Source organism: Nonomuraea sp. NPDC049655, assembly GCF_044465465.1.
Taxonomy (GTDB): domain Bacteria; phylum Actinomycetota; class Actinomycetes; order Streptosporangiales; family Streptosporangiaceae; genus Nonomuraea.
Genome location: NZ_JBITLS010000007.1, coordinates 75,602 through 88,995, shown reverse-complemented (window position 1 = coordinate 88,995; position 13,394 = coordinate 75,602). Strand labels below are relative to the sequence as shown.

Genomic DNA, 13,394 nt, shown 5'->3' with positions numbered 1-13,394 from the left:
CCCTGTGATGGGACACCGTTGGCGAAGTAGGCCAAACAGAAACAGCCCCCTGGTCACGTTTGTGATCACGGGGCGTTTCCTGTGTCAGGAAGTGCACGCCGGGCAAGCAAGGGCATATCGAGAGTGTCTTTGATCCCTGAGTCCCTCCACCGAGCAGGGCGGTGACTTCACGCGAGGGGGAACGGGTACGCGATCATGTGATCCATGTCGATCCCCCGGGACCCGCCCGCACCCGCACCACCGCAGAAGTCCAGACATTCACGAGTGGCTCGCCGAACCGGCTGCCTGGCCTTGCTATTGGTGCCGCTCCTGCTGCTCGCGGCGATCGTCATGGCGCCAGTGTGGATCAATGACCACCGGCTGGCGCGCATGGTGGACCGCATCCAGGCGTATCCGCTGCCATCCGGAACAGACTTCGGGTATTTCGACCCGCAAGTCGAGGTGAGCGGCGACTCCGGCGACTGCTGGTACACCATCCGCTTCGAGCTCTCCACCGAACGGCCCGTCCAAGAAGTGCTGAACCACTACCGCCAGGCAAAGATCGAAGACCCCGACGGGGACCTCGGCGACTACGAGGTGGTGGCCTTCACGCTGTTCGACGAGCCCGGCACCCCCGTGGATGACACCTCCGCCACAAACTCATTGATCATCAACCTGGACGGCATGTACGACGACACCTGGACGGACATGCGCTGCTACTGACACGGCGACCGCCGCAGGCCAAAGCCCTTGACGCCTTGGGCGACAGTGCCCTCCACGCCTGCCTTGTGGGCGTAGCCCATGCGGCCATCGGGATGGAAAGGGACTCGTTGAGCACTTCGAGGGATCTCGTGCGAGTCGGCGAAGATCTCGGCGACCGACGCGGCCGGCAGCGTCCGGCGTTGCGCGAGGAGCTCGTACTTGGCGAGCGTCATCGAGTCTCGGACGCGAAGAAGGCGGCCGCTTTTTTCAAGAAGACCAGCTTCTCGGGCAGCTCGGCGTTCTCCCGCTCCAACTCCCGGATCCGCGCCCGCTCCGGCCCGGAGAGCGCCTGCCGTTCCTCCTGCGCGCTCGCGAGCCGATGCCGGTTCACCTCGCTGCCCACGTCCGATCGCCCTCCAGCGTCCGGCGAGAACCGCCTGCGACGCCTCGTCACGTACCAACCTCTTCCAGACTTCTGTCGGCTTATGTAGCCGACTGTCCGGAATCTGCTGGGCACCCCGGACTACCTGCGGTAATCGCTGAGATCACCTCAATGCACGCTGATTGCGGGGAGCCTCACGTGCACGACGTCTGATGCCGGTCGCCTACAGCAAGATGTCCGCCCCTCGTGCTGAGCCTCTGCCTCGGCCGGGATCTGGCGCCGGCTCCTTGCCGTTAGCCGCCGAGAGAAGGATCGAGTCGCCGTTGTCGCGGCGCATCCGCCTTCCTCACCATGGCTCTTCCCCTCCCGGTTCCCAGCCGGACTCCCCAATGGGCAGGAAATCGTCCACCTGATCCAGAATCGGTCGGCCCGTTTCGCTGCGCACTTCGCATGCCCGCTGTACCAGGTTCTCGCCTACGGCCGGGACGATGTGCACGGCCACGCTTGCCTCCCGCGCGGCGAGTCCCGCGTCGACCAGGCGAAAGAGGGCGGTCAGCGCGGCGCGCGGGCAGTAGTGCCACCTGGCGAGGGCCACCAGAGCACTCGTGGGGTCAGCCCACGCTGCTGCTGTGCCGGCACGCTCAGCCGGCGGGGTTCTGAGGTATCGCACGTGTGCATAGCGGCGCGCGTACAAGGTATCTTCATCGAGCTCTTGCTCGACGAAGCCGTCGTAGCCCTCCGTCCAGCCTTCCCAGCGCCATTCGGGCACCGCCACGCTCCAGCTGCTGGGATTGTCGTCACTGTGGAATGCCAGGTAGCCGACGCGGTGCTTGTAGTGGCGGATCGGCCAGGTCATCTCGCATCTCAACATCGGCCTTGGCGGAAACAATCGCCAGCCGAGACGATTCTCGCTCCGGGGTACTTCCGCAAGCGGGTCGGAAATGATGTCAGAAACATCAAGGAAAAGGTCAATGTGGGTGGAGAGGAGTACGTCTTTCAGATTCCGGGGGGCACCGTCGGCCGCCGCCTTCTTCTGCCCGGGGTGGACGTTTACTGGCCTTGGCGCCGGGCCGGGCGGTCGCCGCTCATCCCGGGCATCTTCCCACAGCAGCTTCCATCGCCGTCGATACACGTCAATGACAGCTGCTTGACCCGGTTGGCCCGGGTGGGCGCGGGGATCCGCCCACTCCAGCAGGACTTCGATCAAAGCCCATAGGGCGGTGAAGTCTCTAGCCGGGTTGCCGTGATTGAACCAGTCGCTCACTGTACTGGTACTGAGTGAGGACAGTCCGAGGTTGACGCGCCTTCGGTTGGCCTCGGCGATGGCTTGTGCCCGCGTTCGTTCGGGTGTGAGTGCGCGAGCCTCCAGGCGTGCCAAGTCTTCCAGCAGCAGCCGCCTGCCGGGACCAGGCGTGTGGTTACCGCTCAACGCCGGACGCCTGTGCTTCGGCCGGTCCGGTGCGTCCGGCCGGATTGGCAGCGGCAGCCTCTCTGACCTGTAGGTACGTCAATCCGATCCGGTTGATCCGGCAGTTGTTCTCTCCGAGATCCCGAGACGTATGGAATCGGCAAGGGAAGTCGCCCGAAGACGAGGCGGCCTGAATGGCTGGAGAGTGTCATGACCATTGCCGTGTATGTCATCGCGCCGCTCGCAGTTGTCATGGTGATGGCCGCCGTAACTATCGCTGTCGTTAGCATCGCACTACGGGGAACGCCCCCGCAGGAACGCGCGCGCATTCTGTATGCGGTAGCAGCTGTGATCCGCGCAGCTCGGTATCCCCGATCGGGTCGGATCCACCGCGGACGTTGACGGGGCGAGCGAACGGGTCGTGCGCCTCGGCGTCACCGACGGTGGCTCTCAGAAGGAGTCCCGCACTCCAACGTCACTAAATGGGTGTTTGAGAAGCCAGTGGGGCTCGGCGTGGCGGTGTGACGAGCAGCACTGACGCTGCCAGGGGGGCCCGATGCCCCCGGACCGTCACCACTCGGATCTGAACGACGCGCAGCGGGAACTGATCGAGCCCTTAGTGCCCAAGCCGAACGCGGCGGACGCCCGGAGAAGCAGCCACGCCAGGAGATCGTCAACGCCATCCTGCACGTGGTCCGCTCGGGCTGCCCTGGCGGTACCTGCCAACTGACCTGCAACCCTGGAAGACCGTGTACTGGTACTTCCAACAGTGGGAAGCCGCCAGTGGCACCGAGGGACACTGCTGCGCGAGCTGCGCATCAAGGCCCGCCGCCAGGACGGTCGCCCCGATGAGCCGACGGCGGCCATCATCGACTCCCCCAGCGTCAAGGGCGCCGACACCGTCGGCCGTGACAGCCGCGGCTACGACACGGGCAAGAAGGTCAACGGCTGTAAGCGATTCATCATCACCGACAGTGGCTGTGGTTGGCGGGGGCTTCGAAGATGAGGCCGTGGCCGTCCTCTTCGTCCCAGTCTTCTCCGACCTTGACGAAGCCGAAGCCGGCGATCGTGGCCAGGGATGCCGCGTTGTCGGGGCTGATCGTCGCCCGTACGGTCTTGACCGCCGGTTCGGCCGCGGCCCGGTGCAGCAACTCGATCAGGATGGCTCGGCCGTACCCCTGGCGACGGAACTCTGGAGCGACCGCGTAGCCGATCTCCACCATGCCCGCCTCGTCGGGCGGTCCGTGAAAGCCCGCATGGCCGACGACGACCCCTTCGGGCCCGGTCACCGCCTGCCGCGCCATCCACGGTGCGTGGTCAGGGTCGGCGGCCATCCGGTCGATCCGGATCTGCCACAGCCACCGTGCTCTGTCTGTCACGAAGTAATCCGTCAGGGCGACCCCGGCCGTACTGCTGGCTGTGGTCAGATCCCCGTCGAGCAGAGCGGACATCGCGGTGCTCGACAGCTCGACGAAGCGCACCTGCTTCGGACTGGTGGGGAATGACGTCTGGCGATCGGCTTCATCTGTCACCGTGCGATGGTCGCAAGGTGTTCGACAGACGTCCACGAGTTTTTGGCCGGTTTCGGTGCTCACCGTAGGAGCAGCAGGGCGGCGGGTGTTAGGCCCCCGGTTACTTACGTAACGGATAGTAGTTGATTAATCACTCTACGCTTAGGGTTGGGGTTGGGCGGCATCCGCCGCTCCCGTCCCGAAGGGAAATCGATCATGCGACGCATCCCGATCGCGCTGGCCGCTCTCGCCGCCGCCGGCGCCGTGGCGATGGCCCCGCTCGCCACAGCCCAGGCCGCCACCGCGGTTTCGCTCAACGCGCCGGTGGCGCGGGCGGGCGAGGTCATCACGTGCCAGGAGGTGGACGCGCAACTGCCGGACATCTTCGCCCGCGCCTGCGACACCGACCATTGGGGGCCTCTGTCCGACTTCGTCATCAATTCCAGAGACCGGGCCGTCTACCGCTGCGTCACCGGCTGGGCCGAAGGCAGCCTGTGGGTCCGTGGTCAAGGATGCCGGCGGCTCCAGACCTCCTGACCGGCCGACGGTTCAGACCGGCGGCTCAGACCGGTGGCCCGAACCGTCGTGGGCGCGTGGGGGAGTTCGTCCGGAAAGTCCGCGAAACGCCGGGACTGGTGACTGCATCGTGAGCGCCGCCGGTCCGGCGGCGGCCGGGAGCGGCCGGAGGGCCGCTCACCCGGCGGGCCGATCCGCCAGGCGGCGCCGAGCGTTCCCGCCGGTCCTCCGCCCGCGCCTTGCGGGGTGCCCCGGGCGGGCGCCCGGCAACCTGACGCAGAGCACCTCTCCGTGCCCGCATCGCCGTGACGGAAAGGACCGCATGCGGTTGCCTCTCATCGGCACCGGATCGATCTTCACCGACCGGATGAGCGCGAGTGCGCTCATCGACGGCACGCTCCTGGTCGACACACCCAACGGCTCGGTCAAGGCGATGCGCCGCGGCGGGATCGACCTGACGGCCATCGACCTCTGCCTGATCACGCAGTTCCACGCCGACCACTTCTTCGACATCATCTTCCTGCTCATGGAGCAGGGGCTGCTGCGCGAACGCGACCGTGAGCTCGTCCTGCTCGGCCCCGCCGGGCTGGAGGAACGAGTTCGGCCCCGCCGGCGGCCGATGGGAGGGCCCCGGCCAGGGGCGCGACCACCTGGTACGGGCCCCGCCGGCGCAGCAGACCACACCGATCGCGCTGGGCTACGCCATTCATGGGCCTGGACGACGTCGAGGCCCTGGCCGGACGCTGGCGCGACCGCGCCTTCATCCCCACCCACCTCGGCGACGACGTCACCGGCTCCGACCGGCCCGACATCGTCTTCCCCGCCGACGGGCAGGCCTTCACCCTCGACGTGAACGGCCTGACCGGCAGCCCGGACCAGACGCCGGAGCGCGCCGACATGGAGAGCGGCATACGACGGCGTCCGCGACCACTTCATCGACGCCCTACCTGGCCAGATTCGACGTCGCCGAGCAGGAAGGGACCTCCCCGGCCGCCGGCCGGAAGGCGAAGTCCGGCCGCCACGGTGCCAGTGCGCTGAACGGCCCGCTGCCCAAGGAGGCCCGGCGCCCTGCCGGATGGGGACCACCACCAGGCGCCGCCGGACCTGCGGCACGCGGCGCCCCGGCGCCGCCGAGAAGCCGCTCCGACGCCGTCCGGGCAGCCCGGTGGCGACGCAACTCTCGATGGGGTGCTCGGCAGTGACTTGACCCGCTGTGTGTGACTTTGAGGAGATCTTGCCGGCGAACGCTAGGGTGAGATCTTGTGCAGTCGCTCACGCCGGAAGACTTACCTCAAATAGGTCCCTATCGCCTGGTCGGGGTGCTGGGACGAGGCGGTCAGGGAACGGTCTACCTGGGGCACGGGCAGTCCGGCGCGCAGGTCGCGGTCAAGGTCCTGCACGCCGACGCCGCGGCGGACGAGAACGCGCGCCGCCGGTTCCTGCGCGAGGCCGAGGCGGCCCGCCGGGTCGCCGCGTTCTGTACCGCGCGGGTGCTCGACACGGGCCTGGTGGGCGGGCGGCCGTACATCGTCAGCGAGCACATCCCGGGGCCGTCGCTCGACCTGCTGGTCAGGACCGAAGGGCCGCGTTCGGGCAGCGGGTTGGAGCGGCTCGCGGTGGCCACGCTCACCGCGCTGGCGGCCATCCACCGGGCCGGGATCGTCCACCGCGACTTCAAACCGCACAATGTGATCATGGGTCCGGAGGGGCCCGTGGTGATCGACTTCGGCATCGCCAGGGTGACCGCCCTGACGGCCACGCACAGCGTGGTGGGCACGCCCGTCTACATGGCGCCGGAGCAGTTCGGCGGAGCGCTGGTCACCCCGGCGGCCGACCTGTTCAGCTGGGCGTCCACCATGGTCTACGCGGCCACCGGGCAGCAGGCCTTCCGTGGAGACGCCCTTCCCGCCATCATGCACGCCATTCTGACCCGCGAACCCGACCTGTCGTCCGTGCCGGGGGAACTGCGTCCGGCGCTGACGGCCTGTCTGGCCAAGGATCCCGCGGCCCGTCCGGACGCCGCCACCCTGGTCCGCCGCCTGACCGGCGATGAGCCTCCCGCCCCGACGGAGCCGTACGGGTCACCTGGATGGGGTGCCCCTCCCCGGCCTCCATCCGAGGACGGCGGCGGGCGGTCGAAGAGGGCCGCCCTGGCCGTCGGCGCTGGAGCGGTCGCTCTGGTGCTGGCAGTGGTGGGCGTACGAGCGGTGGTCAAGGGCGCGATACGGGGAGCGCTGTCGATCGGCCAGCCCTCCACCGCCGGGTCCTCCCCCCAGCCGAGCCCCTCCGACACACCGATGCCTGCACAGACACCTGCACAGACACCTGCACAGACACCTGTACAGACACCTGTACAGACACCTGCACAGACACCTGCACAGACACCCTCGGAAAAGCCGCGCGAGGACCCGTTCACCCCCGCCGACCTCGACAAGGAGAGCACGGACCCGACCCCGATCACCGCCGACGCCCTGCTCCCGCAGTCCTTCACGAGTGCCATGGGGATGCGTTTCAGCCGTAAGGCGGCCGGGGTGGAGGACTGCCCGAGCCCGTGGCCCGTCGCCAGGGTCAAGTCCGCCCTGCGCAAGGCGCGCTGCGACGACATGGCCGTGGGCGTCTACGTCGGCTCGGGCGCCCCGAAGGGACGCGTCATGGTGACCGTCTGGGTCGTCCCGCTGAAGGACTCGGGCCGGGCCCGCGCCGCGTACGCGAGGCTCAAGGACGCCTACGCGCAGGAGTGGGGCATCCGGTGCCCTCAGACCGGTCCGGGGTCGACCGGAATCTGCTACACGTCGAACTGGTGGGACGTGCAGCTGTCCTCGTGGACCGGGCAGCGCGGCCGGTACGTGATCCGCACCCTCGCCGTCCACACGAACCTCACCAGAGCCGCCGCCGCGGCCAAGTGGCTCAAGGACGCCTCGCGCGCGGCGTTCAAGAACTCGGGCCCCCTGGTCCACCAGAACGGGCAGTGAACGACACCGACGGCCTACGTGCGGATAACGATCAGTCCGGAAATGTCAAGATCACTTGCTGCTCAAAGCCATCTCCAGCATCAGCCGATCTCTCCGTTAACTCCGGTCTCTTGCTGGGCGACGTTGATCGCGTAAAGATCCCCACGCAAGGAGCTGCCATGATCCGCGCACTCAACCAGCTGGGAGACCGCCTCCTCGACAAACTCCTCCCCTCGGCGAACGCCTCGGCCGCGTGCTGGACCGACTGGTGCTGCCAGGGCAAGTTCTGCCGGACCTGCTGCTACCACGACTCCAGCGGCACGGTCAGCTGCGGCAGCTTCGACTACTGCTGACGCCTCCTCCCCATCTCCCATGACAGCCATGCAGTACGTCGCGCCGGCCTGCCGGGTGGCGCTGGGCGTCGTCTTCCTGGTCGCGGTGGCCGGCAAGGTGCGCGGCAGGTCCGCGTTCGCCGGGTTCCGCGGATCCGTGCGCGGCCTGGTCCCGCTGGGGCCGCGGGCCGTCACGGCGCTGAGCGGCGCCGTCGTCCTGGCCGAAGGGTGCGTCGTCGTGCTGCTGGCGATCCCCGGGACAGTGCGGGCCGGCGTGCTGCTGACCGGCACCGTCCTGGTGGGTTTCTGCGCCGGGATCGTCAGGGCGATGCGCTCGGGCGCCACGACGCCGTGCCGGTGCTTCGGCGCCGCCGGGACGCCGCTCGGCGGCCGCCACCTCGTCCGCAACGCCGGGCTGCTCGCGCTGGTCGCCGCCGGGCTCGTGCCGGGGCACGCCGCACCGCATCCGGCGGGCGTCGCCCTGAGCGTGCTGGCCGGCGGCGTCCTCGCCGTCATCGTGATCTTCTTCGACGACCTCGCCGACCTGTTCGCCGCACAACCGCGTCACCCCTGAGGAGCCCGCATGCCCTATCTCGTCGCCGCCGTCGTCATCGTCGGACTGTTGTGCCTGGTGAACCTGGTGCTGACGCTGGCGGTGATCCGCCGCCTGCGCGCGCACACGCTGCGGCTGTCGGAGCTGGGGCCGACGCGTCCCCCGACGGTGCAGCCGGGCACGACGATCGGCGAGTTCAGCGCGACGACCGCCGACGGCGGGACCGTGTCGCGCGCGTTCTTCTCGGGGGTCTCCGTGGTGGCGGTGTTCTCCACCGAGTGCGCGTCCTGCCACGAGCTGCTGCCGGAGTTCACGTCCTACCTCGCCGACACGCGTCCCGAGCGGGTGCTGGCCGTCGTCACGGGCGACCCGGACGAGGCCCGGCGGTTCACCCGCGAGCTGACCTCGGCCACCGTCGTCGTGGAGCCGATGGGCGGCCCGGTGAGCAGGGCGTTGCAGGTCTCGCAGTTCCCCAGCTTCTTCCTGGTCGACGGTGACGCGGTGGTCGTGGCGGCCGACACCGCCCCGGGCAGGCTGCCGGCGGTCACCCGCCGATGACCCCTCCCGCCGGGCCCGGCGGCGCCGCCCGGGGACGGCGTGCGCGCGCGGCCGTGGCGCTCGCCTGGCGGGCGCATCCGGCCGCCGTCCTGGGGTCGGGGATCGCGGTGCTGCTCATGGGGCTGGTCCCGGTGGCCGCCGCGTGGCTGACCAAGCTCGTCCTGGACGGCCTGGCCGCCGGGGCGGGGCCCGCCGAGCTGCTGCCGCCGGGCGTGGCCCTCGGCGTGACCGGCCTGGCCGGCGCGGCCCTGCCCGCGGTCGCGGAGTACGCCCAGGAGCAGCTCCGCCGCGCCCTCCAGGTGCTGATCCAGGACCGGCTGTTCCAGGCGGTCAACGCCCATCCGGGGCTGAGCCGGTTCGAGAACCCGGCCTTCCACGACCGCATGCGGCTGGCGCAGGAGGCCGGGCAGAACGCGCCGCAGCGGATCGTCCGCTCGACCCTGGGGATCGCCCAGGGAGCCGTCACCCTCGCCGGGTTCACCGCGGCGCTGGCCGTGCTCGCGCCGGGGATGATCGCCGTCGTGGCGCTCTCCGCGATCCCGTCGGTCCGCGCCCAGCTCGACCTGTCGAGGCGTCGCGCGGGCATGATGTGGGGCGTCAGCTCCAGGGCCCGGCGGCAGATCTTCTTCGCCGGCCTGCTCACCAGCCCCGACGCGGCCAAGGAGATCCGCCTGTTCGGCCTCGGCGACCTGCTGCGCGGCCGGATGCTGGCCGAGCTGCGCGCGGTCAACGCCGCCGAGCAGGGGCTGGCCCGCCGGACCCTGCGTACTCAGGGCGCGTTGTCGCTGGTGGGGGCGGCCGTCGCGGCGGCCGGACTGCTCTGGGCGATCATCGCCGCCGCGTCGGGCGCGCTGAGCGTCGGCGACGTCGCCGTGTTCGTCGCGGCCGTGGCCGGGGTGCAGTCGGCGCTGGCGTCGATCGTCGGCCAGTCGGCGGACGCGCACAACGCTCTGCTGATGTTCGGGCACTACCTCGACGTGGTGGCCGACCCGCCCGACCTGCCCGTGCCGCGGCGGCCGCGGCCCGTCCCGGCGTTGCGCGAGGGCATCGAGGTGCGCGACGTCTGGTTCCGGTACGACGACGCCCATCCGTGGGTGCTGCGCGGGGTCGACCTCTTCGTCCCCCGCGGCGGCTCGCTCGCCCTCGTCGGCCTGAACGGCGCGGGCAAGAGCACCCTGGTCAAGCTGATCTGCCGGCTGTACGACCCGGTGCGCGGGTCCATCCTCTGGGACGGCGTCGACCTGCGCGAGACGGACCCCGCCGAGCTGCGCGGCCGCATCGGCGCGGTCTTCCAGGACTACATGTCCTACGACCTGACCGCGGCCGAGAACATCGGCCTCGGCGACGTCGCGGCGATCGGCGACCGGGAGCGGGTCGAGGCCGCCGCCCGGCTGGCCGGCGTCCACGAGACGGTCGCCGGGCTGCCGCGCGGCTACGACACGCTGCTGAGCCGGATCTTCTTCGGCGACCGGGACGACCCCCAGGCCGGAGTGGTGCTGTCCGGCGGTCAGTGGCAGCGCCTGGCGCTGGCCCGCGCCTTGATGCGGAAGGGACGCGACCTGCTCGTGCTGGACGAGCCGAGCTCCGGCCTGGACGCGCAGGCCGAGCACGCCATCCACCAGAGCCTGCGCCGCCACCGCGCCGGACGCACCAGCCTGCTGATCTCCCACCGGCTGGGCGCGGTCCGGGAGGCGGACGCGATCGTCGTGCTCGCCGAGGGCCGGATCGCGGAGCAGGGCTCGCACGCGGAGCTGATGGCGCTCGGCGGGGAGTACGCGAGCCTGTTCACCCTCCAGGCCCAGGGCTACGAACCGGCCACCCCACCGGACCCGCGGACGGGCGACATCGACCGGACGACGACGCCGAGCACCCGGTCGAACGGCACGTAACCCCACACCCGCGAGTCCTCGCTGACCGGCCCGTCACCCAGGACCACCAGCCGTCCGGCCGGGACCGTGTCGCCCGGCGACGCCCCCACCCGCCCCGCGACCTCGGGCGGAACCGGGTCGCCCGGCACGGCCACCGCCCGCTTGATGAACCACATGGCCGCCCCCGGCGCCGGCAGCGGGCCGGTGCGCCACTCGCCACCGGGCGGCAACGTCTGCAGCACCACGACCTGACCGCGTCCGACGCCCGCCCCCGTCGTCCTGCGGACGAGCACCCGGTCGCCGGTGCGGTAGGTCGGCAACATGCTCGCCCCGCTGATCCGGACGACGACCAGGCGCCGCCGGGCGACGGCCAGCCCGGCGGCCAGCCCGGCGGCCAGGGCCGCGATCGGGGCCAGCAGGATCAGGACACGCCGCACGACGCCCTCCCAAGTCGATCATCACCGGAGACTGCCGACACTAGCGGCGGATCTCCTCGCCGGACAGCCCGGACAGCCCGGACAGCCCGGACAGCCCGGACAGCCCGGACAGCCCGGACAGCCCGTGCGGCCCGCCGAAGGGGCCGCTCACCTCACGGCCCGGGCCGGCCGGGGTGGTCGAGGCCGGCGGTGAGCTGGTCGATCGCCGTGTCGATGCGCCGTCCGAGCAGGGCGGTGTCCGGCGGCCCCGCGGAGGCCGCGGTCTGCCGGAGCCACTGGTCGAGGACGACGCGCAGCGCCGTCAGGGCCGCGGCCGCGCACAGCAGGGGATAGCCGGTGTCGCCGGGACGCCCGGGGGCGGGGTGGCCGACGTGCTCGGCGATCGCCTCGGCCAGGGCCTGCTCCTGCGCCGCGAGCACGGCCAGTTGCTGCGGCACCAGCGTGGGCGCCGACCGGACGAGCTGCAACGCCCGGACGTGGTCGCGGCCGGCGGCGTCGCTCTCGTTCATGACCGTCAGCACGGCCTCGCGGAATGCCCGCAGGACCGGCTCGGTGCGCGGCCGGGCCCTGAACCGGGCGACGAGCTCCTGCGCGGCGGTGGCCAGCGAGGCCACGACCGCCTCCTCCTTGCTGGAGAAGTAGTTGAAGAACGTGCGCAGCGCGATGTCGGCCTCGCCGGCGATCTGCTCGACGGTCACGTTCTCGACGCCGTGGCGCAGGGCCAGCCGGAGCGCCGCCGCGCGGAGGGCGGCGCGGGTGGCCTGCTTCTTGCGTTCGCGGCGGCCGGGCGACGCGGGCTCCCCGCCGCCCGATGCGAGCTGAACCACCCCGGCCTCCTCTGCCACGGTCCTCATTATGGGCTCCGGCAGGGCGACGGGGCTCCGGCGGGCACTGCGCCCGGTCAGGACCAGGCGACCGGCAGGGAGTGCACGCCGAAGATGAGCATCTCGTCGCGCACCGGCACCTGGCCGGCCGGCACGGCCAGCCGCAGGTCCGGCAGGCGGGTGATCAGCTCCGTCAAGCCGATGCGCATCTCCACCCGGGCCAGCTGCTGGCCCAGGCACTGGTGCACGCCGTGCCCGAAGGCCAGGTGCGGGACGCGGGCGCGGTTGACGTCGAACCGGTCGGCGTCGGGCCAGTGGCGGGGGTCGCGGTTGACCTCGGGCGTGGCGATCACGACGGTCGCGCCGGCGGGGAGGTCGGCGCCGCCCAGCGTGACGGGCTCGGTCGTGACGCGGCTGACGCCGAGCTGGATGATGCTCAGGAAGCGCAGCAGCTCCTCGACCGCGTTGTCGACGAGGGAGGGGTCCGCCCGCAGGGCGGCGAGCTGGTCGGGGTGCTCCAGCAGGGCGAACGCGCCCAGTCCCAGCATGTTGGCGGTGGTCTCGTGGCCCGCGCCGAGCAGGACGAGGGCGACGTCCACGAGCTGGGCGTCGGTCAGCGGCGGGTCGGCGTCGTGGACGAGCCCCGACAGCAGGTCGTCGGCCGGCTCGGCGCGCTTGGCGGCCACCAGCCGCTGCATGAACGCGTACAGCTCGACGCCCGCCACCGCCCGCTCCTCGTCGGTGGAGCCGGCGTTCAGCCCGACGGAGGTGCGTTCCTGGAACTCGGCGCGGTCGGCGTAGTCGACGCCGAGCAGCTCGCAGATGACCAGCGACGGCAGCGGCAGCGCGAACGACGGCACGAGGTCGGCCTCCGTGCCGGCCGCCTTCATCGCCTCGATGTGCTCGACCGCGATCTCGGTGACCCGGGCCTCCAGCTCCCGCATGCGCCGGACGGTGAACTGGCCGGTCAGCAGCCGCCGGATGCGCGTGTGCTCGGGCGGGTCCATGAACACGAAGAAGCCGTCCTCGCGGCTCTCGACGGACGGGCCCGCCGGAAGGGCGCCGGCCGCCTGCTCGGCCACCTCGTGCGGTTGCAGCGACGTGGCCTCGCGGTGGCGGACCCGGTCGGCGCTGAAGCGGGCGTCCGACAGGACGGTGCGGGCCTCGTCGAAACCGGTGACCAGCCACGCCCGCGCGCCGTTGAGCAGCTCCACCGGCCGGACCGGGTCCTGGCCGCGCCGCTCCCGCAGGCCCGGCGGCGGGTCGAACGGGCACCCGCCGCGCACGACCAGGTCGGCGGGCAGGATCCGGCGCATCGCCGTGGGACTCGCACCGGGGGAGTCGTCGGTCAGGCTGCGGTCGCTCATCGGCAC

The 13,394-nt window shown here is 71.1% G+C and carries 15 protein-coding genes; 8 read left to right on the top strand and 7 right to left on the bottom strand.

Annotated features, from left to right (window positions below):
• Nucleotides 1-204: 204 nt before the first annotated feature.
• Entirely contained in the window at nt 205-702 is a 498-nt protein-coding gene (locus ACIBQ6_RS23210) for a hypothetical protein (RefSeq protein ID WP_397214385.1), read from the top strand.
• Here ACIBQ6_RS23210 and ACIBQ6_RS23205 read toward each other — a convergent pair.
• From ACIBQ6_RS23205 to ACIBQ6_RS23190, 4 genes are all read right to left on the bottom strand, one after another.
• Complete coding sequence (locus ACIBQ6_RS23205) at nt 696-914, bottom strand: hypothetical protein (protein WP_397214383.1); 219 nt, start codon at nt 912-914, stop codon at nt 696-698. The genes ACIBQ6_RS23210 and ACIBQ6_RS23205 overlap by 7 nt on opposite strands.
• Nucleotides 911-1,084, bottom strand: a complete 174-nt coding sequence (locus ACIBQ6_RS23200) for a hypothetical protein (RefSeq protein WP_397214381.1) — start codon at nt 1,082-1,084, stop codon at nt 911-913. Before ACIBQ6_RS23200 ends, ACIBQ6_RS23205 begins: the two co-directional genes overlap by 4 nt.
• A gap of 325 nt (nt 1,085-1,409) precedes the next feature.
• Complete coding sequence (locus ACIBQ6_RS23195; RefSeq protein WP_397214380.1) at nt 1,410-2,327, bottom strand: hypothetical protein; 918 nt, start codon at nt 2,325-2,327, stop codon at nt 1,410-1,412.
• Between the two features lie 1,109 nt (nt 2,328-3,436).
• Nucleotides 3,437-4,003 carry a GNAT family N-acetyltransferase gene (locus ACIBQ6_RS23190; RefSeq protein ID WP_397214378.1) on the bottom strand — a complete coding sequence of 189 codons (567 nt, stop codon included), beginning with the start codon at nt 4,001-4,003 and terminating at the stop codon, nt 3,437-3,439.
• Nucleotides 4,004-4,198: 195 nt separating this feature from the next.
• Here ACIBQ6_RS23190 and ACIBQ6_RS23185 point away from each other — a divergent pair, with 195 nt between their 5' ends.
• The 7 genes from ACIBQ6_RS23185 to ACIBQ6_RS23155 all read left to right on the top strand — a co-directional run bounded on the left by ACIBQ6_RS23185 (nt 4,199) and on the right by ACIBQ6_RS23155 (nt 10,781).
• Nucleotides 4,199-4,519, top strand: a complete 321-nt coding sequence (locus tag ACIBQ6_RS23185) for a hypothetical protein (RefSeq protein ID WP_358292272.1) — start codon at nt 4,199-4,201, stop codon at nt 4,517-4,519.
• A 687-nt stretch (nt 4,520-5,206) separates the two neighbouring features.
• Complete coding sequence (locus tag ACIBQ6_RS23180) at nt 5,207-5,536, top strand: hypothetical protein (protein WP_397214376.1); 330 nt, start codon at nt 5,207-5,209, stop codon at nt 5,534-5,536.
• 224 nt (nt 5,537-5,760) lie between these two features.
• Nucleotides 5,761-7,470: a serine/threonine protein kinase gene (locus ACIBQ6_RS23175; protein WP_397214374.1), complete on the top strand. Its 1,710-nt coding sequence runs from the start codon at nt 5,761-5,763 to the stop codon at nt 7,468-7,470.
• A 158-nt stretch (nt 7,471-7,628) separates the two neighbouring features.
• Complete coding sequence (locus ACIBQ6_RS23170) at nt 7,629-7,802, top strand: hypothetical protein (RefSeq protein WP_352318817.1); 174 nt, start codon at nt 7,629-7,631, stop codon at nt 7,800-7,802.
• A 28-nt stretch (nt 7,803-7,830) separates the two neighbouring features.
• Complete coding sequence (locus tag ACIBQ6_RS23165; RefSeq protein WP_397214372.1) at nt 7,831-8,355, top strand: MauE/DoxX family redox-associated membrane protein; 525 nt, start codon at nt 7,831-7,833, stop codon at nt 8,353-8,355.
• Nucleotides 8,356-8,364: 9 nt separating this feature from the next.
• Nucleotides 8,365-8,892 (top strand): TlpA disulfide reductase family protein, encoded by a 528-nt coding sequence (locus ACIBQ6_RS23160; RefSeq protein ID WP_358292282.1) that lies wholly within the window; start codon nt 8,365-8,367, stop codon nt 8,890-8,892.
• Nucleotides 8,889-10,781: an ABC transporter ATP-binding protein gene (locus tag ACIBQ6_RS23155; protein WP_397214369.1), complete on the top strand. Its 1,893-nt coding sequence runs from the start codon at nt 8,889-8,891 to the stop codon at nt 10,779-10,781. The genes ACIBQ6_RS23160 and ACIBQ6_RS23155 overlap by 4 nt, the downstream gene beginning before the upstream one ends.
• Here ACIBQ6_RS23155 and ACIBQ6_RS23150 read toward each other — a convergent pair.
• From ACIBQ6_RS23150 to ACIBQ6_RS23140, 3 genes are all read right to left on the bottom strand, one after another.
• Entirely contained in the window at nt 10,697-11,197 is a 501-nt protein-coding gene (locus ACIBQ6_RS23150) for a S26 family signal peptidase (protein WP_397214367.1), read from the bottom strand. The genes ACIBQ6_RS23155 and ACIBQ6_RS23150 overlap by 85 nt on opposite strands.
• Nucleotides 11,198-11,349: 152 nt before the next feature.
• Nucleotides 11,350-12,024: a TetR/AcrR family transcriptional regulator gene (locus ACIBQ6_RS23145; protein ID WP_358292290.1), complete on the bottom strand. Its 675-nt coding sequence runs from the start codon at nt 12,022-12,024 to the stop codon at nt 11,350-11,352.
• Between the two features lie 74 nt (nt 12,025-12,098).
• Nucleotides 12,099-13,388 carry a cytochrome P450 gene (locus tag ACIBQ6_RS23140; protein WP_397214365.1) on the bottom strand — a complete coding sequence of 430 codons (1,290 nt, stop codon included), beginning with the start codon at nt 13,386-13,388 and terminating at the stop codon, nt 12,099-12,101.
• Between the last annotated feature and the right edge of the window lie 6 nt (nt 13,389-13,394).